Origin of the sequence: Hymenobacter fastidiosus, assembly GCF_039539565.1 — a bacterium.
Classification (GTDB): domain Bacteria; phylum Bacteroidota; class Bacteroidia; order Cytophagales; family Hymenobacteraceae; genus Hymenobacter; species Hymenobacter fastidiosus.
The window spans coordinates 318,601-338,023 of sequence record NZ_BAABDJ010000007.1 but is presented as its reverse complement, the minus strand read 5'-3'; the positions used below and the strand labels follow the sequence as shown (position 1 = coordinate 338,023).

Sequence of the window (19,423 nt, the reverse complement as noted above, 5' to 3'; positions counted from 1 at the left end):
ACCCACTACGCTGGCCGGGTTTGCGCAGACCGTCTTTGCCCCGGCTTTCCAGGGCGCCCAGTCCGCGCAAACCGCTTAGGATCAAGGTAATTATTGAAAAAACCACGGACCCCGGATTTCCGGGGCCCGTGGTTTTTCAGGCAGTTTCAGGCCTCCGGCCACGCCCCTGCCCGGTCCCCCGGTTTTCATCCTGATCATGCCGCCCAACGAAGAGCTTCTGCACCGCTGCCACCAGGCTTTCCAGCGCCGCGACCATGCATGACCAGTTCAGCTTCTAACACTGGAGCCGGCAGGTGCCGGGGCCGCTGGGCTGGTCGCCGTTTCTGCGAAACAAAGTGCGCGCCTCCGCCCGGCAGACGCTCGATGCCTTTATGGCCCAGCGGGGCATCAGCGCGTAAGCCGGGTGGTGCCACGACTTTTTGGTCGTGGTACCACTATCGTTGCACGACCGGCAGTCCTACTTCAGCAACGATAGTGGTACCACGACTAAAAAAGTCGTGGCACCACGCCGCTCCTGCTACCAGATTTTCACCCGGGCGCTGTCGGGGCGGTAGAGCTTGTCGCCGGGCTTCACGCCGAAGGCTTCGTAGAATTCGGGCACGTCGGCGAAGGGGCCGTTGACGCGGTAGTTAGCTGGTGAGTGTACGTCGGTGAGAATGCGCTGGGCCAGCACTTCGTCGCGCTGGTGGTTCTGCCAGCCCAGGGCGTAGCCCAGGAAGTAGCGCTGGGTAGGGGTGAGGCCCCCGATTTTTTCGCCCTTCCTGTACTGCTCGGTTTGTTTGAAGGCATCGAGGGCAATGACGATGCCGCCCAGGTCGGCAATGTTTTCACCGGCCGTGGCCTTGCCGTTGATGTGCAGCGAATCGAGCACCTGGTAGCCGTTGAACTGGCGCACGATGCCGTTTACGCGCTGATTAAACCGGGGGCGGTCGGTCTTGGCCCACCAGTTGCGCAGGTTGCCCTTCTCGTCGAACTGGCTGCCTTCGTCGTCGAAGCCGTGGGTGAGCTCGTGGCCGATGGTGGAGGCGCCGGCGTAGCCGTAGATGGTGGCGTCGTCGGCGTCCGCGTCGGCCAGGCCGGGGATGGCGAAGATGGCGGCCGGCAGCACGATTTCGTTGTTCGAAGGATTGTAGTAGGCGTTGTAGGTCTGGGGCGTCATGCCCCATTCGGTGCGGTCGACGGGCTTGCCGAGCTTGCTGAGGTTGTAGCGGTAGGCCCACTGGCGGGCGCGCATCACGTTTTGGGCGTAGGAGCTGCGGTCGATGGTCAGCGCCGAGTAGTCTTTCCACTTGTCGGGGTAGCCGACTTTCTTGGTGATTTTGCCCAGCTTCACCAGCGCCTTTTGCTTGGTCGAGTCGCTCATCCAGTCCAGCTTATTGATGTGCTGGCGGAAGGAAACGACGACGTTGTCGACCAGCTTATCGTAGCGCTGCTTGGCTTCGGGCTTGAAGTACTCCTTCACGAAAAGCTGCCCCAGGATTTCGCCCATGGCGTTTTCCTCCTCATCCAGCACCCGCTTCCAGCGGGCCCGCTGCTCTTTGCGGCCCTGCAGAATGGTGCCGTAGAAGCGGAAGTTTTCCTGGTCGAAGGCGCGGCTGAGCTTGTCGGCGTAGGTGTGCAGCAGCTGCCACTGCAGGTAGGCTTTCCAGGTGTCGAGCGGGGCGGTGCGCAGCTGGCGGCCGGCTTCGCGGTAGAACTCGGGCTGGCCCACAATGACGGTGTCGGCTTTGCCCAGCTCCAGCTGCGTCAGCCAGGGCTGCCAGTCGAGGCCGGGGGTAAGTTTGCTCAGGTCGCGCACGGCCATCTTGTTATAGTTGGCGTAGGGGTCGCGCAGGGCTTCGAGCTTGCGCGACGACTTAGCCAAAGCCGTTTCCAGGGCTACCACCCGGGCGCTGCTGGCCTGGGCGGCTACCGAATCCTGGCCCATGAGCTGGAACATGCGGGCCACGTGGCGGCCGTACTCGCGGCGGATGTTGGCCGTGCGGGAGTCCTTGTTGAAGTAGTAGTCGCGGTTGGGCAGGCCCAGCCCCGCCTGCCACAGCTGCAGGGCCATCTTGTCGCTGTTCTTAGCATCCTGCCCCACGTAGGGACCAATCAGGGCATCTACGCCCAGCGGAATGAGGCGGGCAATGGCGGCCTGCACGTCGGCTACCGATTGGATGGCGGCCAGGCGGTCCAGCTCCGGCTTGAGCGGAGCCAGGCCCTGCTTCTCCACCGTGGCCGAATCGAGCCCGGTGGCGTAGAAGTCCCCGATTTTCTGCTGGTTGGTGCCGGCCGCGGCGTTGGCCTGGGCGGCTTCCTCGTTGAGGCTGCGCAGGCGGGCGTACACCTCGTTCTGCACTTCCTTGCCAATGCCCCAGGAGCTTTCGGAAGCCGGAATGGGGTGCTTTTTCAGCCAGCCGCCGTTGGCGTAGGTGAAAAAGTCGTCGCCGGGGCGCACGGTAGTATCGAGGTTGGCCTGGAGCAGATCGGGCCGGGCCGGCCCGGACGATTTACCGCCGGGCTGGCAGGCGGTGAAAGTCAGGGCCGCCAGGGGCGCGGCCAGCAGCCAGCGGCGCAGAGAAGCAGAGAAGAACATAGGAAAGAACAGGGAAGAAAGAAGGAGGTGGCGAAGCTAGTCGGAACGGAGGAAAGTCAGGCCTTACATTGCGCCGCAACCCGCCGCTGCGCGTAAGCAGGGGGCGGAAAAACAGGGCCGGGCAGTCAAAGAACCCGGAGCATTGTTCAAAGCTGCATCCCGTATCCATCTTAAGGCTTTCCGCCCGAAACTATGCCGCTGAAACTACTGGTCCTGCTGAACTTTGCCTGCGCCGCCTACCTGACCGGTGTGATCTGGACCATCCAGCTGGCGCATTATCCCGGTTTCGCCCAGGCCGCGCGCGACACATTTCCCGCGTTTCACCAGCAACACGCCCGCGGCATCAGCTGGGTGGTGCTGGGGCCCATGGTGCTGGAGCTGGCTTTGGCCAACTGGCTGGCCTGGCAGGGGCGGGCGCTGGGAACCGCGGTGTGGTGGGCGCTGGGGTTGGTGGTGCTGATCTGGGCGGCCACCTTTTTCATCTCTGTGCCCTTTCACAACCGCCTCGCCCAGGGCTACGACTACGTGGCCATCGACGGGCTGGTGCGCACCAACTGGATCCGGACCCTGGCCTGGACGGCGCGCAGCGGCATACTGGGCGGCCTCCTTTATTCGCTGATCCGTTAATGTGGGGTTAATGTGCTAATGTGGGGTTAATGTGCTGATGTGGGGAATGTGTTAATGTGCTGATGGGGGGAATGTGTTGATGGGGTTAATGTGCTAATGTGAGGTTGATGTGCTGATGTGGGGAATGTGTTGATGGGGTTAATGTGCTAATGTGAGGTTAATGTGCTGATGTGGGGAATGTGTTAATGTGCTGATGGGGGGAATGTGTTGATGGGGGGAATGTGTTGATGGGATTAATGTGCTGAGGTGCTAATGTGGTTGAATGTGCTAATGCGGGGAATGGGCTGAGGTGCTGATGGGAAAGTGGAGGGAAGATCTGACCTTTGGGGTTGCCTGTTGCTACAGCGTTAGCAGGCAGCCTTCAAGTGGCAGTGCCGGGGAGCTGCTAAATGCTCAACCCAACGGCTAATATACTTCGGCCAGCAGCTCGCTCCGTACATTCAGGCGACAATTCGGCTTATCCATTGTAAGCCTCCCATCCGCACCTCAGCACATTCAATCACATTAGCACCTCAGCCCATTAACCCCACCTCAGTACATTCAATCACATTAGCACCTCAGCCCATTAACTACACATTAGCACATTCAACCACATTAGCACCTCAGCCCATTAACCCCACCTCAGCACATTAACCTCACCTCAGCCCATTCAACCACATTAGCACCTCAGCCCATTAACCCCACCTCAGCCCATTCAACCACATTAGCACCTCAGCACATTAACCTCACATTAGCACCTCAGCCCATTAACCTCACATTAAAAAAATATGCTTCCGTCCGCCGCCGCCTTTTTGCCCGAGCTTCAGTTTCAGACCAGCCGCAGCAGTGGCCCGGGCGGGCAGAATGTGAATAAGGTGGAGTCGCGGGTGGAGCTGCGCTTCGTGGTGGCCGCCTCCGAGCTGCTGACCGCCGAGCAGAAGCTGACGATTGCCGAAAAGCTGGCTTCCCGCCTCACGGCCGAGGGCGAGCTGCTGGTGGTGGCCCAGGAAGACCGCAGCCAGCTGCGCAACAAGGAAACCGCGCTGCTCAAGTTTCATCAGCTGCTGGTCAAAGCCCTGCACCAGCCCAAAGCCCGCAAAGCCACCAGGCCCAGCAAAGGCGCCGTGCGCAAGCGCCTCGACTCAAAGAAAAAGCACGGGGAGAAAAAAGCCAACCGCAAGTCAACGGACCACTAGCCGTGAGCCGTTGTGCATTGGCCAGCCCCTGGCGGCCGCTGCCAATTCATGGCTCAGTTCAGATCGAGGCCGAACAAAACGCCGAACCAGGGTTTGCGCTGGTAAATCCAGTGGCGGCCATCGGGACCCAGCAGCTGATCGACGCCCACGGCCAGCCCCAGGTTGAAGATGCGGGCATCGTAAATAGTAGCGGCCCCGACGTGAACCACAAAGCCTTCGTAGCCCGACGCAATAGCCGTTTGCTGGTTGGTCACGTCGGGGTTGATAGTCGTGGAGCCCAGGCCCGTGAATAAACCGTAGCCCAGCCCCATCGTGCGGATTTGCGGCGCCGGCCGCCCATTCGGCTGCACGGCGCTGTTCAGATGGTAAAAATCCAGCCGGCGGCCGAAATACAGGGCGGCATTGAAATTGGTATTGAGCTGCACCGGGACTGGGCCCCGCGGCGGGCGGGCCTTGAAGGGAATGGTAAATACGTCGAGGTCAAACTTGCGGTCGACCAGAATCACGTGCTGGCCCGGGCGCAAAGGGTAGCTGAAGCGGCGGGGCGCGGCTTCCGGCGACCGGGGCGGGGCCAGGAATTTCAGCGAATCCTGCCCCTGCTCCACGTAGAAGGAGCGGTCTGGCCCCAGGGTAGCGGCCAGGGCGGGGTCAGTGGTCTGCAGAACCTGATAGTGGCCCGGCGCCAGGCTGGGCACGTGCCCTACGGCGGCGCAGCCGGCCAGCAGCGCGTTCAGGCCGGTGAGCGGCCCAGCCCAGGTTTTTCGGCGCCAGTCAAGATTTCGCATACAAACAGCCGGCTACATGGTACCGCGCCAAGCCGGGGCCAGGCGCGGTGGGTTGGGAAATCTAAATCCAGCCTTTGCGCTTAAACCACACATAGATGCCAACGGATATCAGCACCATAGCCGCCATCGCGCCCGGGTAGCCCAGCTTCCAGGTCAGCTCGGGCATGTAGTCGAAGTTCATGCCGTAGACGCCGGCAATAAACGTCAGGGGCAGGAAGAAGGCCGAGAAAACCGTCAGTACCCGCATGGCCTCGTTGGTGCGCTGCGACGACAACGACAGGTACAGGTTCATCAGGTTGGTGGCCGCGCCATCAAGCTGCTGGTAGAGGGTTTCCACCTTGGTCTGCAAATCCTGGGTGTCCTGCAGCAGCGTATTATCGGCGGCGTCGGTGGCGGTCTGGCGGCGCAGCTTGGTCAGAATGTCGCGGGTGAGCAGCAGCAGCTGTTTGGCGGCGGAGGCTTTGCGCTTGAGGAAATACATGCCCTGCAGGGCGTTGGGCCCTTCGCGCTTCAGAAATATCTCGGCTTCGTAGTCGTCCAGCTCTTTGGTCAGCACGTGGGCGGGCTGCAGGTAGCTGCTGAGGGTGTAGCGGACAAGGTGCAGGGCTACCTCGGCCGGCGTGGTGCACTCCTGGCCGGGTGCCCGGGCCACGTTCTTCAATTCACTTAGCACGGGGTGGGGGCGGCGGTGAACCGTAATGAGGTAGTCGGCGGCGTAGAATACGGCAATCTTGGTACTCAGCTCCTGAATGGTGTCGGCCTGGCTGTTTTCGGGCACCACGAGCACCCGCAGAATCACGAAGTTCAGCCCGTTGGTGGCTTCAAACTTGGGCAGGTGAGTGGGCTCCAAGCAGTCGTGCACCAGCGCATCGGGGAGCCTATACTCGTCGGCCACGGCCTGCAGCTCGGCCACCGTGGGGTTGGTGAGGTCGAGCCAGGTGAAGTGGCACTCCTGCTTGGTGAGAAACTGTTCGGTCATGCGCAAAGGAAAAGCGGCGGGCGGCGGAGGCCAGGGCAGCCCCAGCCCCGTACGGAGCGGCGGGCTACAGCAGCGTGCCCTTCAGAAACAGCAGGGCAAACGAGAAGTAAATTACCAGGCCCGTCACGTCGACCAGCGTGGCTACAAAAGGGGCCGAGGACGTGGCCGGGTCGGCGCCCAGGCGCTTGAGCAGCAGCGGTAGCATGGAGCCGCACAACGAGCCCCAAAGTACGATGCCGACCAGTGAAAAGCCCACCGTGAAGCCAATCAGCCAGTAATGCTCGCCGTATTCGCCCGGATACAGGCGCGACCAGAGCAGAATGCGTACCAGCCCGACCACCCCCAGAATGGCGCCCAGCATCAGGCCCGTGGCCAGCTCGCGCCGCAGTACGCGCCACCACTCGTCCAGCGTCAGCTCGCCCAACGACATGGCCCGGATGATGAGCGAGGTGGCCTGGGAGCCCGCATTGCCGCCGGCGCTGATGATGAGCGGAATAAACAGGGCCAGCACAATGGCCTTGGAAATCTCCTCCTCAAAGAAGCCCATGGCCGTGGCCGTAAACATCTCCCCGATAAGCAGAATCACCAGCCAGCCCGCCCGCTTGCGGATCATGCCCAGCAGCGGAATACTCAGGTAGGGCTCATCCAGGGCCTCCGAGCCCCCGAGCTTCTGAATGTCCTCGGTGTCTTCTTCTTCCCGGATGTCGAGAATGTCGTCGATGGTCACGATGCCGAACAGCACGCCCTCGTCGTTGACGACGGGCAATGCCCCCCGGTCATTTTTGCGAAACACGTCGATGGCCGTTTCCTGGTCCTGCATGGCCCGTAGGCTCACGTAGCGGCGGTCCATAATGTCGCTGACGCGCTTGGACGGGTCGGCCAGCAGAAATTCGCGGATGCGGATGTCGTCGATCAGTACGCCCCGCTCATCCGTCACGTAGAGCACGCTCAGCGTTTCCGACTGCCCGCCGTGGTGGCGGATGTAGTCGAGTACCTGCTGCACGGTCCAGCTTTCCCGAATGGCAATATAGTCGGGCGTCATCAGGCGGCCCACGCTGTACTCGGGGTAGCCCAGCAGCTCCAGGGTCACCTTGCGCTCGGGCTCCGACAGGGTCTGGATCAGCTCCTTCACGAAGTCGTCGGGCAGGAACTCCAGCAGGGCCGTGCGGTCATCGGGCGACATCTCGTTGAGGATGTCGGAAATCTTTTCCTGCGAGAGGTTGGCCAGAAAGTGCTTCTGTACTTCCAGGTCGAGGTATTCGAACACCTGGGTGGCCAGGCGCAGCGGCAGCAGGCGGAAAATAATCAGCTGCTCCCGTTCTTCTTCGGCTTCTATCAGCTCTACCAGCTCCGAAGGCTCAAAGCGCTTGAGCATCTCCTTAAGCTTAAAGAATTCGCCCTCCTGAATCAGGACTGTAATCTGGTCGGTAGTGGGATGCTGATTCATTAAAAAGAAAGGGAGGTTTCTCGCTAGGCAGGAAGGTTTGATCCGAAAACGGGCGCGCAAAAATAGCCCAAAAAAACCGCTCCGGCCAGCAAAGGCATAAATAGCCGTCGCCGCCGAAGCGCAACGCTAACGCGGCTTTTCCCGCCGCGCACATTGGCCCGGCCCTCGTACATTTGGGCCGCTCCTTCCGCCTCCCTTATGCTTCAGTCGTCTACGCCGCCGCTCGGAACGCTCGTTGCCCTCGGGGGCGGCGACGATGACGCCATGCTGGCTTTGCTCAGCGACCTGCTTCCCGCGCTGGATTCGCGGGTTGAAATTCTGGCCATGGCCTCCAGCGACGCTACCCGTACCGGGGCCAACTACGTCCGGGCGCTGCGGGAGCTGGGCTGCACCAACGTGCATCACCTCAAAATTGATGAGCGCCACTCCGCCGACAAGCCCGCCGCGCTGCGTCGTCTGTGCGATGCCAGCCTGCTGTTCTTCACCGGCGGCGACCAGGAAATGATAACGGAAAGCCTGCGGGGAACCGAGTTTCTGCGCCAGCTGCTGCACCGTTACCACACCGATGCGCAGTTCTTCATTGGCGGGACCAGTGCCGGGGCCTCCGTGCTCGGCGACCTGATGCTGGTGGATGGGCACGGCTGGCGGGCCCTGCGCAAAGGCGGCATCCGCACCGTGCCGGGCCTGAATGTGGTGCCGCGGCTGCTTATCGATCAGCACTTCGTGGAGCGGGGCCGCTTTGGGCGCCTGGCCCATGCCGTGCTGGCTCACCCGATGTGTATGGGCATCGGGCTGGCCGAAGAAACCGGCATTATCGTGCGGGCGGGCCAGGAAGCCGAAGTGTTCGGCGATGGCGTGGTGATGGTACTGGATGGCGCCCAGGTGCAGGGCTGCAACCTGGGCCAGGCCGGCCGGGGGGAGCCCATAGCCGGGCAGGACCTGCGGGTGCATCTGCTGGTGGCCGGGCAACGCTTCCTGCTGCGGGCTCCGCGACTGGCCGGGCCGGAGACGGCCCCTTGATTCCAGGACCCTGATGGCTGCCCTAATAATCTATCTGGCGCCGCTCCCAAAAATAGTCGGCACGCCGACTATTCAATTGATTTTCTGCCTACATTTAGCTGCGAAAACCCCTCATTCCCACTTTTCTCTCTTTCATTATGAAGTTAAAATCTCTACTCCTCGTGGGTGGTGCACTGCTTACGGGCCCGGCCGCTTCGGCGGGCGGCTACCAGGTAACGCTGGCCGGACAGAAAAACAACGGCATGGGTGGCGTCGGCGTCGGTCTGTCACTGGATCAGGCGGCCATGTTCTACAATCCCGGGGCGCTGGCTATGGTGCGCGACCGGGGCGTGCAGCTGGGAGTGAATGGCACGCTGGCCCGCAACTCGTTCGTGGCGGAGGGTAGCAGCACGCAGCGCGAGCTGCGCAACAGCGTGGTAACGCCGTTTAACCTCTACGTGGGCTTCGGCCCCGAAGAAGGCAAGTTCCGGGCGGGCATTGCCGTGTATACGCCCTTCGGCAGCAAGCTGCAATATGCCGACGGCTGGGAAGGCCGCACCTCGCTCACGGATATCGACCTGAAGTCCATCTACGTGCAGCCCACCTTCAGCTACGCCATCACCGACCAGCTCAGCGTGGGCGCGGGCCTGATGATTCTGGCCTACGGCGCGGTGAACCTGCAGCGCGATATTGCCCTGCCTGATTCCTACGGCCATATTGAGCTCGACGGCAAAGCCAAGAACAAGCTCGGCTACAATGCCGGGGTGTTCTTCAAGCCCAGCGAAAAGCTGAGCGTGGGCGTGAGCTACCGCTCCAAGATTGACGCGCAGGTTGAGGATGGCGACGTGACCTTCACCAACATTCCGGATAGCTTCAAGCCCCGCTTTGAAGCCACGAAGTTTAGCGCTACCCTGCCGCTGCCCGCTACCACCAGCATTGGTATCGGCGTCATGCCGAACGAGAAGCTCACCATCGGCTTCGACGTGAATTTCGTGGAGTGGAGCGCGTACCGCGCCCTCACCTTCGAATTCGACCGCCAGATCAACGGCCAGACTACCAGCACCTCCAAGCGCGACTACGAAGATGCGCTGACCTTCCGCTTAGGCGGGCAATACCGGCTCACCGACGGCCTGACCGTGCGGGCCGGCGGAGCTTATGATGATTCCCCGGTGCGGGATGGTTTCGTGACGCCCGAAACCCCGGACGCCAACCGCGTGAGCCTGACGGCCGGCGCTTCCTATGCCTTCGGCAAATTCGGCGTGGATGCCTCGGTGCAGTACGTGAAAATCGATAAGCGGACGCAAACGCAGCAGGACCTGTTGAACAACGGCACCACCGACCGTATCGCGGGCACCTACAAGACCAACATCGTCATTCCGGGCATCGGTCTGAACTACAATTTCTAAGCGCCTTTTGCCTGTAATTCCCATGCATACGACCACTGTATTTCGCAAAATCGCGCCGTTTGTGGCGCTTCTGGGCCTGGGGCTCACGGCCTGCCAGCCCGATCTGGAAGCTGACTTCAAACCCAGTGCCGGCTCCGCCGACTTCGCCCGCTACGTTGCCGTGGGCAACTCGCTGACGGCCGGCTTCTCCGACAACGGCCTGTACCTGGAAGGCCAGCAGAACTCCTATCCGGCCCTGTTGGCCCAGCAGTTCAAGCTGGCCGGCGGCGGCGACTTCACCCAGCCCCTGTTCGCCAGCAGCGAAAAGAACGGCTCGGGCTACCTGCGCCTGGAAGGCTTCACCAACCCGCCGGCACCGGCCACGCCTTCACCCATCATTCGTCCCGTAACCACCGAGCTGGCCACGAGCCGGGGCAAAGGTCTGGACGGCCGTACCGAGCTGCTGACCCGCTACACCGGCACCGACAACCAGAACCTGGGCGTGCCCGGCATCCGGGTTGCCGACGTGCTGACCCCCGGCTACGGGCTGAACAACCCGATTGGCTTTAATAACTTCTTTGAGCGGTTGTTGCCCGCCGGCAGCCCGACGTCCTACCTGCAATACGTGCAGGAACGGGTGAGCACGGTAAAGCCGACGTTCTTTACCAACTGGCTCGGTAACAACGACGTGCTGGGCTATGCCAGCTCGGGTGGCACGGCCGCGCCGCTCACGCCGGTGGCTGACTTCACCACCAGGTACAATCAGGTGGTGGATGCCCTGACCGTCAACGGCGCCAAGGGGGTGCTGGTCACCATTCCGAACGTGACGAGCGCACCGTACTTTACCACGGTGCTCACGGCGGCCGTTATTGCCCGGATCAATGCCACGCCCATTCCCGCCGCTCTGGTTCCGGTTATCGTAGCCCAGCTGGGGCTGCCGGCCGGCTCGCCCTTGCCCGCGGGTACCCGCTTTGGCCTCTACATTCGCACCAGTGCCACGGGTGCGGCCGCCGTACGGGAGGCTACCGCCAGTGACCTGCTGCTGCTACCGGCCAGCTCCTTTATTAATACGACCTCGGCCACTAGTCCCTTTCCCAATGGCGTTGGCCTGGTAATCCCCGGCGCGCCGGCTCCAATTCCGGCCGCCCTGGCCGCCAGCGCCAATCCCCTGCCGAATAACCTGGTGCTGGATGCGTCTGAAATCGGCCTGGCCACGGCCCGGACCACCGAATTGAACAACGCCATCCGCGCGGCCGCCGCCCGCAAATCCCTGGCCGTATTCGACGCCAACACGTTCTTCGCGCAGGTGACCACTTCGGGCATCGTTACCAACAACGTGAGCAACACCACGTCCTTTATTTCCGGCAACCTGTTCTCGCTCGACGGCGTGCACCTGACCCCGCGGGGCTACGCCATCGTGACCAATGAGCTAATCAAAGCCACCAACCTGCAGTACGGTGCCCGGGTACCGGCGCTCAATCCGGCTGATTACCGGGGCGTGAAGTTTCCGTAAGGAAACGGAATAGCTACGGTATAAAAAAAGGTCCTTGCTTCAATTGGAGCAAGGACCTTTTTTTAGGTAGGACTTACGCTCCTGCGCCGTTTACCAGCCCCGGCGGGGCGGCCTATCGGTCGTAAAGCAGGGGCTATCCGGAAGAAAGCCCCCGAGGGGCGGCACCCGACTGCCGTGCTGGTAAGTGCCGTTCCTCGGGGGCTTTAGTCTTCTGTTGCAGGCAGTTACTGCCGACAGGCCACCCCGCCGGGGCTTGGTGAACATGGGTTTGCGTAAGTCCTGCTGTGGCCCAGGCGCGGAATGGGCTATGAAATCTTTCCAAACACTTAGCTTTGAGTGCCGGAGTAGCTGATATCTGCCTGTATAGATTTCCTGGCGCGTATTATCCGGCTACTGCATCCACTCGTCTCATCTTTTATCCTTTCTCTTTTTTTATGAAACGCTTTACTCTGAGTGCCCTCCTGCTGACCACCATGGCCAGCTCCCTGGTTTTCACTTCCTGCAAAAAGGACAAAGAGGAACCCAAGCCCAAAACCAGAACGGAACTGCTGACGGCCCGTAACTGGCGTATTTCCGCGGCCACCTATACCGTGGGCCCCGATATTGAAGATGTCTACCGCTCCGTTCCGGGCTGCACCAAAGATGATTTCACGAAGTTTAATACCGACAAGACTACGGTATTCGATGAAGGACCCACCCGCTGCAGCACCTCCGACCCCCAATCATCTAAAGGGGCGTGGGATCTTACTTCCGGCGACAACAAGCTGCTGATTCAGGAGTCCACCACCAGCACTTCGGGTGAGCTGTACGAGATTGTCGAGCTGACGGAGTCGACCCTGAAGATCAAGCAAACCGACAGCTCCACCCCCGCAGAAACGATTGCCATTACGTTTACGGCGTTTTAATTCGCCGGGCTGGTTGCCTGGATACCTCAATAAAGCCCCGCGTCTGAGGTCAGACGCGGGGCTTTATTGGGGATGACGCCGCCCGCTTTTACGCCGACAGTACCACCGCTTGCTGGATTGCCGGCAGCGCCGGGGCCACGGCTCCGGCCAGGTGAGCCGCGATAACCGCGGCGTGGTAACGACCGTTTTCGATAAACCAGCGGCTGGTGTTCAGGCCGCCGCACACGGTGCCGGCCACGTACACCCCGGGCCGATTCGTTTCAAAGGTTTCTTCGTTGTGCCACGGCGTGTGGGCCGCGTCGGGGCGGGTGTCGATGCCCAAGGCCGTGAGCAGGCGGTAATCGGGGTGGTAGCCGGTGAGGGCGTACACAAAGTGGGCGGGCACCGTCAGCGGGCCATCCGGGGTCAGCACCTGCACGGCTTCAGCATCGATACGCTGAATGGTGGTGTTGAACAGCGCCCGGATGCGGCCCTCGGCGATGCGGTTAATCAGGTCGGGCCGGATCCAGTATTTCACCGACTCGGAGATGGCCGCGCCGCGCACCAGCAGCGTGACCCGGGCGCCGGCCCGCACCAGCTGCAGGGCGGCTTTGGCGGCCGAGTTCTTGGCCCCGACGACCACCACGTCCTGCCCCACGTGGGCGTAGGGCTCCTTGTAGTAGTAGCTCACGTGCGGCAGCTCCTCGCCCGGCACATTCAGCCGGTTGGGCACGTCGAAAAAGCCGGTGGCGACAATGACGTAGCGGCAGCCCAGGCGGCCTTTTTCCGTGACCACTTCGTACGCGCCCGGCCCGCCTTCCAGCGCCAGCACCCGCTCGTAGAGCCGCAGCGTCAGGTTTTCGCCCACCGCCACGCGGCGGTAGTAGTCCAGCGCATCTTCGCGCAGGGGCTTGTAGTGGGCGGTGGGAAAGGGGTAGCCGCCGATTTCGAGCAGCTCGGGGGTGGAGAAGAACTCCATGTTGGTGGGGTAGCCTACCAGGGAGTTGACCAGGGCGCCTTTGTCGACGACGCAGACGCGCAGGCCGCGCCGCTGCGCTTCCAGGGCGCAGGCCAGCCCCACGGGACCCGCCCCGATTACTACGGCGTCGAAGGAGGAAATTGCCGGAAAAGTTGATTCAGCCATAATACCGGCTAAACTACCGATGGCGGGGCGGGGTTTCATCCACCGCTGGTAACCAGGGCCGCAACCAGCCCGCCGGATGGGTATGGCAGCAACCAAAAATCGGCGCCTTTATCCCCGGAGCTGCTTTTCCGACCTACCTGATCAGGGTAATCCTGGCCGCCTGACTACGTTATCCGGCGTAATTCTCTTTTCTTTAGGACTTACGCAAAACCCTCCTGGTGCCATTTCACGCAGTGTTTCGCAGTGTTAAACCGCAGTGTTTCGCAGTGTTTAACGTCCTCGCACTGCGAAACACTGCGGTTTAACACTGCGAAACACTGCGTGAAAGCATTTTGCGTAAGTCCTATTCTTATTCCTTCATTCCATAAAGAATTACTCACTACTCCTGTCGGCCCTGTTGCTGACGGGGGCATTCACCGGCTGCAAAAAAGACGACGACAAAGCCCCCGGCAAAACGGAGCAGCTGACGGCCTCCGCCGTTACGGTTACCAATGGCGGCACTACCACCACGGAAGATATGTACGCGGATCCGGAAGAGTGCGGGAAAGACAATTTTCTCAGGTTCGGCAGCACCAGGGCGGGGGACATGAACGAGGGCAAAACCCGGTGCCGCACCTCCGATCCGCAGGTGCAGAACGGTACCTGGGATATCAACTCCGACCAGGCTCTATCTGACCAACGCCGGGGTGGGCGGCAGCCTGGCGGGCCAGCTGAATATCGTCGAGCTGTCGGACGCGAAGATGGTGCTGCAGGGCGTAGTGGTAGAAGACACGGAAACGGCCACCGTCAAGCTGACCTTCGCCGGCCAGTAGCCGCTGCTAACCGTTTGCTGGTAAGCGGGGAGCAGTAAATAAGAAAGCAGGCTGCTGCGCTAATGGGCCTGCAGCCAGTTCTGGCCCGTGCCTACTTCCACTTCCATCGGCACGCTGAGTGGCAACGCGCCAATCATCAGCTCTTTGATGCGCGGAATCACGTAGTCGACTTCGGCCTTGGGCGCGTCGAAGACGAGTTCATCGTGGACCTGCAGGATCATGCGGGTACCGAGGTTTTCCGCGGCCAGCCAGGCGTGAATGCGGATCATGGCAATCTTGATGATGTCGGCGGCCGTGCCCTGGATGGGGGCGTTGATGGCGTTGCGCTCGGCAAAGCCGCGCAGCGTGGCGTTGCGCGAGTTGACGTCGCGCAGGTAGCGGCGGCGGCCCAGCAGGGTTTCGGCGTATTCCTGCTCCCGGGCCTGGTTGATGCTGGCATCCATGAACTTCTTCACGGCCGGAAACTCCTCGAAATAAGCGTCGATAATCTCTGCGGCTTCCTTGCGCGAAATGCTCAGGCGCTGGGCCAGGCCAAAGGCCGAGATACCGTAGATGATGCCGAAGTTGACGGTTTTGGCCTTGCGGCGCATTTCGCTGTCTACCTCGCTCAGCGGCACCTTGAACACCTTGCTGGCCGTGCTGCTGTGGATGTCGATGCCGTTGCGGAAGGCCTCAATCATGGTAGCGTCCTGGCTGAAATCGGCCATGATGCGCAGCTCGATCTGGGAGTAGTCGGCGGCGATGAGCACGTGGCCGGCGTCGCGGGGTACGAAGGCCTTGCGGATTTCGCGGCCCTTCTCGGTCCGGATCGGAATGTTCTGCAGGTTGGGGTTGGTGCTACTCAGGCGGCCCGTGGCCGTCACGGCCTGGTTGAAGGAGGTGTGCACGCGGCCATCGGCTTCGCACACCAGCTGGGGCAGGGCCTCCACGTAGGTGCTGCGCAGCTTGGTGAGCTGGCGGTATTCCAGAATCAGACCGGCAATGGGGTTGTCGGGGGCCAGCACGCTCAGGATTTCCTCGCCCGTGGCGTACTGCCCGGTTTTGGTTTTCCTGATCTTGCCCCCGCCCAGGCCCAGCTTGTCGAAGAGCACCTCGCCCAGCTGCTTGGGGGAGCCGATGTTGAATTCCTGCCCGGCAGCGGCGTAGATCTGCTGCTCCAGCTCCGTGATGTAGCCCTGCAGCTGGGCCGAGTACTCGCCCATTGCCGCCGAGTCGATCCGGATGCCCTCGTACTCCACGTCGGCCAGCACGGGCACCAGCGGGTTTTCCACGTCGTTGAGCAGCTTCAGCAAACCCAGCTCCTGCAGTTTAGGCTCGAAGACGTGCTTGAGCTGCAGCGTGACGTCGGCATCCTCGCAGGCGTAGTCCGACACGTCGGCGGGCGGCAGGTCGGCCATCGTCTTCTGCTTTTTGCCTTTCGGGCCAATCAGCTCGGTGATGGACACGGGCGTGTAGTGCAGGTAGGTTTCGGCCAGCACGTCCATGTTGTGGCGCATGTCGGGCTCCAGCAGGTAGTGGGCCAGCATGGTGTCGAACAGGGGCCCGCCGATGCGGATGCCGTAGTGCTTGAGGATGGTCAGGTCGTACTTCAGGTTCTGCCCGACTTTGGTGATGCCCGCGTGCTCCAAAAACGGCCGGAACTCATCGACCAGGGCCTGGGCCGCGGCGGCATCGTCCTGGGGGACGGGCACGTAGTACGCCTCGCCGGGCCGCCAGCAGAAGCTCAGCCCTACCAGCCGGGCCGTCATGGTATCCAGCCCGGTGGTCTCGGTGTCGAAGCTGACCTCGGTTTGCCGCAGCAGGAACTCGAGCAGCTCCTGACGCAGCCGGGGCGTTTCGATCAGGTGATACTGGTGGGGCACTTCGGCCAGGGTGCGGCGTGGTCCGCCCGGGGCGCCGGGAGCGTCCTCATCTTCCTCCACAAACTCCGTGATGCCGGCCGGGGCGGCAAACAGCGAGGCCTGGTGGCCGGCGCCGGTCGGGACGCTGTTCTTGCGGCCTTTAGCGGGGCTGATGGGCGTGGCGGACGTGCGCACGGGCGCGGTTTTGAGCACCCGGGCCGCCAGCTGCCGGAACTCCAGCTCGTCGAACAGCGCCGTGAGCTTTTCCTCGTCGGGCGCGCTGAGCGTCAGGGCTTCGGGCTCGAAGGGCAGGGGCACGTTCACGTGGATGGTGGCCAGCTCCTTGCTCAGCAGGCCCTGTTCGGCGAAGTTGCGCACGTTTTCCTGCTGCTTGCCTTTCAGCTCATCGACGTGGGCAATCAGGTTCTCGACCGAGCCGTACTTCTGAATCAGGGTTTTGGCCGTTTTCTCGCCGATGCCGGGGATGCCGGGGATGTTGTCGGAGGCGTCGCCCTGCAAACCCAGGATGTCGATAACCTGCCCGGCGCGCTCAATCTCGAAGCGCTTCAGCACGTGGTCCAGGTCCAGGATTTCGGCCGCGTTGCCCATGAAAGCGGGCCGGTAGATCTTGATGCGGTCGGTGACGAGCTGGCAGTAGTCCTTGTCGGGCGTCATCATGTAGATTTCCTCGAAGCCGTGGGCCTCGGCGCGCTGGGCCAGGGTGCCAATCACGTCGTCGGCCTCGAAGCCGTCCAGGATCAGGATCGGGATATCAAACGCCTGAATAATCTGCTTGATGTAGGGCAGGGCCGTGCCGATATCTTCGGGCATGGCCTGGCGCTGGGCCTTGTAGGCGGCAAACTGCTCGTGGCGGAAGGTTTTCTTGGGGCCGTCGAAGGCCACGCCGATGTGGGTGGGCTTTTCCTTCTGCAGCACCTCCACCAGCGTGTTGGTAAAGCCCAGGATGGCCCCCGTGTTCATACCCTTGGAGTTGATGCGCGGGTTTTTGCTGAAGGCAAAGTGGGCGCGGTAAATCAGGGCGAAGGCGTCGAGCAGGAAGAGCTTGCGGGGGGCGGCGGCGGTGTCAGTCATGGTAAGACGAAGGTACGGAAGGCAACGGCACAAGGATAGGGGTTGTTTTCGCCGTCGCAAAAGCAGCCTGAAAGTGCCCTCTGGAACAGAAGCCGACTTATACGACGCAGCAGGCCAGCGCTTTGAAAATACGGAGAGGGGTGAAATGCAGAAATCGACTGAATAAATGCAAGTCGTAATTATCCGAACAGTGGCCTTTATCCCGGCCTGATCCAGCGCTATCCTTGCAGCGGCGTTCAGCCAGCGGCAGGCCTCTTCGGGCTCACGCAGTAGTTTTGCCCACCTGAACGTCCCCTCATGCTTTTTATATTCTATGCTCCGCTTTCTCTCACTGCCCCTGGCCCTGTGCGCCACGGCTACCCTGGCCTCGGCCCAAACGCCGGATTCGACTACCTACAAACACCAGCTGGGCCTGACGGCCAGCCCCGTGCTCGATGGCTTTTTCAAAAACAACCGCAGCCTGCCGCTGGGGCTGATTTACAAGCGGCAGCTGAAGCCCAACCAAGCCCTGCGCCTGCGGCTGGTGGGTCGGTACAGCCACCGCGATACAGCCAATTACCCTGGGTCCTTTCCCGGTTTTTTTCCCGGCCTCCGGGAGGGTACCTACACCCGGTTCATCGGAGTAAACCTCTATGTCGGCTACGAATGGCAACGGGCCATCACCCGGCGCTGGGGCTGGGCCTACGGGGCGGAGTTAGGTGCCGGGCGGAGCCAGAAAAAAGACCAGCTAATCATCGATGAGAATCTGGGCAATGCTGCGGGCAACCTCTTTGTCCGAACCACCTTCATTCAGACGGCCACAATTTGGGAGGGGCAGGCTCGGCCGTTCGTGAGCTTACAGTACCATGTCACGAACCGGATAGCCCTGTTTGCCGAAAGCGCGGTGCTGCTCATTTATCAGAGGCGAAAAGATGAGCAGGACAGCTCCGGTACGGCACCCTATGGCACTTCTTATGTCTACAACAAGAGCAGCTCCTTTTCTCTGCTGTGGCGGCCAGTTCAACTAGTAGGAGCATACTTCAGTTTTTAATTCTTCTAACCTCACTAACTGCCTTTTATGAACCTATTTGTACGAGTCCTACTCCCGTCGCTGCTTTTACTTGGTATGGCAAGCCAGAGCTTCGGTCAAGCAACGAGAATTACTGACCCCAATATTGGCTTACCAGTTTGCCCAGGGGTTTCTTATCTCTACTCACTTCAAACCACTACCCCAAATACCAACCTCAGTGGCTGTACTATTAGCTGGACGATTGAAGGAGGGGTGGTAACGGGCACAAATCAGACCACCTCGATTAGTAACGTGGTTTCGGTTACCTGGAACAATATGCCAACCACTTCGAGTAATATTACCCGGCTAAAGGCTTCGGTTGCCAATTGCTCAAATTCAAGTATAAACGGTTCACCTAATGACTTGAATGTCTTGGTCCGCTCCTTGAGCACCACTACGCCGGGGGCGCTAACCGTGAACGGCAGCACCTCGGGTGCTATTGCTTTTGGCGACATCAGCACGCTCACGCTGACTACGCCGCAGGTAACGTTTCCGGGCGTCTCGCCTACGGCTTATGCGGATGCTTATGAGTGGACGATTCCCGCTGGCTGGGTGTTTCTCACCGATGGCACAGCATCCACGGGCGCGGGAAAGATAATGTATGGCTTCAATGCCAACTCCATTCAGGTAAGAACCACCGCCGACGCGGGTGGACAGGTCAGGGTACGGGCCGTGGATTATGAATGTGGTGAGCGGCGCGGTAATCCGCGTCTGGCCAGCTTGCCGCAAACGTTGCCCATCGTTCGCACGCTGCCCACGCTCACCATCATCAGCAACCGTAGCCCGCAGGGTGGTTCGTTCAGCTTATTTTGCGGCGAACGGCTGGAGCCCCAGCAGGTGCGGGCCAGCAGCGGAGGCGTGCCCAGTGGCGGGGGCTTCAGCAACTACACCTTCACCACCAGCGGTATCGTTCGTTCCTTCTGCTGCCTGAACACGGCTTCGCCGGGTGTGTCCCTAAACGGCACGGGCACCGGCACTGTGGCCCTGAGTGCCCTATACACCCGCAACGGGGCTAGTACCACGGTCACGGCTCCCAGCATTGTGATAACGGCTCGGCCGGAAGTTGCTACGCCGGTTTTTTTGGTAAGCAACTACGACCTGTGCCTGAACTAGA

At 61.3% G+C, this 19,423-nt stretch carries 15 protein-coding genes; 9 read left to right on the top strand and 6 right to left on the bottom strand.

Features of this window, described 5'->3' with window-relative positions:
• Window positions 1-517: 517 nt before the first annotated feature.
• Window positions 518-2,578, bottom strand: a complete 2,061-nt coding sequence (locus ABD833_RS06450) for a M13 family metallopeptidase (RefSeq protein WP_345071762.1) — start codon at window positions 2,576-2,578, stop codon at window positions 518-520.
• A gap of 192 nt (window positions 2,579-2,770) precedes the next feature.
• On the opposite strand from ABD833_RS06450, the gene ABD833_RS06445 reads away from it, so the two are divergent.
• Entirely contained in the window at window positions 2,771-3,205 is a 435-nt protein-coding gene (locus ABD833_RS06445; RefSeq protein ID WP_345071761.1) for a hypothetical protein, read from the top strand.
• A 767-nt stretch (window positions 3,206-3,972) separates the two neighbouring features.
• Window positions 3,973-4,380 carry an alternative ribosome rescue aminoacyl-tRNA hydrolase ArfB gene (gene arfB, locus ABD833_RS06440; protein ID WP_345071760.1) on the top strand — a complete coding sequence of 136 codons (408 nt, stop codon included), beginning with the start codon at window positions 3,973-3,975 and terminating at the stop codon, window positions 4,378-4,380.
• A gap of 53 nt (window positions 4,381-4,433) precedes the next feature.
• Here arfB and ABD833_RS06435 read toward each other — a convergent pair whose 3' ends face one another.
• The 3 genes from ABD833_RS06435 to mgtE all read right to left on the bottom strand — a co-directional run bounded on the left by ABD833_RS06435 (window position 4,434) and on the right by mgtE (window position 7,591).
• Window positions 4,434-5,165 (bottom strand): hypothetical protein, encoded by a 732-nt coding sequence (locus ABD833_RS06435; RefSeq protein ID WP_345071759.1) that lies wholly within the window; start codon window positions 5,163-5,165, stop codon window positions 4,434-4,436.
• Between the two features lie 61 nt (window positions 5,166-5,226).
• Window positions 5,227-6,144 (bottom strand): magnesium transporter CorA family protein, encoded by a 918-nt coding sequence (locus tag ABD833_RS06430; protein ID WP_345071758.1) that lies wholly within the window; start codon window positions 6,142-6,144, stop codon window positions 5,227-5,229.
• 64 nt (window positions 6,145-6,208) lie between these two features.
• Window positions 6,209-7,591 (bottom strand): magnesium transporter, encoded by a 1,383-nt coding sequence (mgtE, locus tag ABD833_RS06425; RefSeq protein ID WP_345071757.1) that lies wholly within the window; start codon window positions 7,589-7,591, stop codon window positions 6,209-6,211.
• Between the two features lie 198 nt (window positions 7,592-7,789).
• Between mgtE and ABD833_RS06420 the strand changes: the two genes are divergently transcribed.
• The 4 genes from ABD833_RS06420 (at window position 7,790) to ABD833_RS06405 (ending at window position 12,393) form a co-directional block, all read left to right on the top strand.
• Window positions 7,790-8,611, top strand: coding sequence for a cyanophycinase (locus ABD833_RS06420; protein ID WP_345071755.1), 822 nt, complete (start codon window positions 7,790-7,792; stop codon window positions 8,609-8,611).
• Window positions 8,612-8,748: 137 nt separating this feature from the next.
• Window positions 8,749-9,996, top strand: coding sequence for an OmpP1/FadL family transporter (locus tag ABD833_RS06415; RefSeq protein WP_345071754.1), 1,248 nt, complete (start codon window positions 8,749-8,751; stop codon window positions 9,994-9,996).
• Window positions 9,997-10,018: 22 nt separating this feature from the next.
• Window positions 10,019-11,488, top strand: a complete 1,470-nt coding sequence (locus ABD833_RS06410) for an SGNH/GDSL hydrolase family protein (protein ID WP_345071753.1) — start codon at window positions 10,019-10,021, stop codon at window positions 11,486-11,488.
• Between the two features lie 434 nt (window positions 11,489-11,922).
• Window positions 11,923-12,393, top strand: coding sequence for a lipocalin family protein (locus ABD833_RS06405; protein ID WP_345071752.1), 471 nt, complete (start codon window positions 11,923-11,925; stop codon window positions 12,391-12,393).
• An 88-nt stretch (window positions 12,394-12,481) separates the two neighbouring features.
• On the opposite strand, the gene ABD833_RS06400 is transcribed toward ABD833_RS06405, so the two are convergent.
• Window positions 12,482-13,516, bottom strand: a complete 1,035-nt coding sequence (locus ABD833_RS06400; protein WP_345071750.1) for a YpdA family putative bacillithiol disulfide reductase — start codon at window positions 13,514-13,516, stop codon at window positions 12,482-12,484.
• A gap of 686 nt (window positions 13,517-14,202) precedes the next feature.
• On the opposite strand from ABD833_RS06400, the gene ABD833_RS06395 reads away from it, so the two are divergent.
• The gene (locus ABD833_RS06395; RefSeq protein WP_345071748.1) at window positions 14,203-14,328 is read left to right on the top strand and encodes a hypothetical protein; all 126 of its coding nucleotides are present in this window, start codon (window positions 14,203-14,205) and stop codon (window positions 14,326-14,328) included.
• 59 nt (window positions 14,329-14,387) lie between these two features.
• Here the strand turns inward: ABD833_RS06395 and polA are convergent, their stop codons facing one another.
• Window positions 14,388-17,261, bottom strand: a complete 2,874-nt coding sequence (gene polA / locus ABD833_RS06390) for a DNA polymerase I (RefSeq protein ID WP_345071747.1) — start codon at window positions 17,259-17,261, stop codon at window positions 14,388-14,390.
• Between the two features lie 313 nt (window positions 17,262-17,574).
• On the opposite strand from polA, the gene ABD833_RS06385 reads away from it, so the two are divergent.
• Both ABD833_RS06385 and ABD833_RS06380 read left to right on the top strand, forming a co-directional pair.
• A complete protein-coding gene (locus ABD833_RS06385; protein WP_345071745.1) occupies window positions 17,575-18,291 on the top strand; it encodes a hypothetical protein in 717 nt (238 codons plus the stop codon).
• A gap of 390 nt (window positions 18,292-18,681) precedes the next feature.
• Window positions 18,682-19,422: a hypothetical protein gene (locus ABD833_RS06380; RefSeq protein WP_345071744.1), complete on the top strand. Its 741-nt coding sequence runs from the start codon at window positions 18,682-18,684 to the stop codon at window positions 19,420-19,422.
• Window position 19,423: the final 1 nt, after the last annotated feature.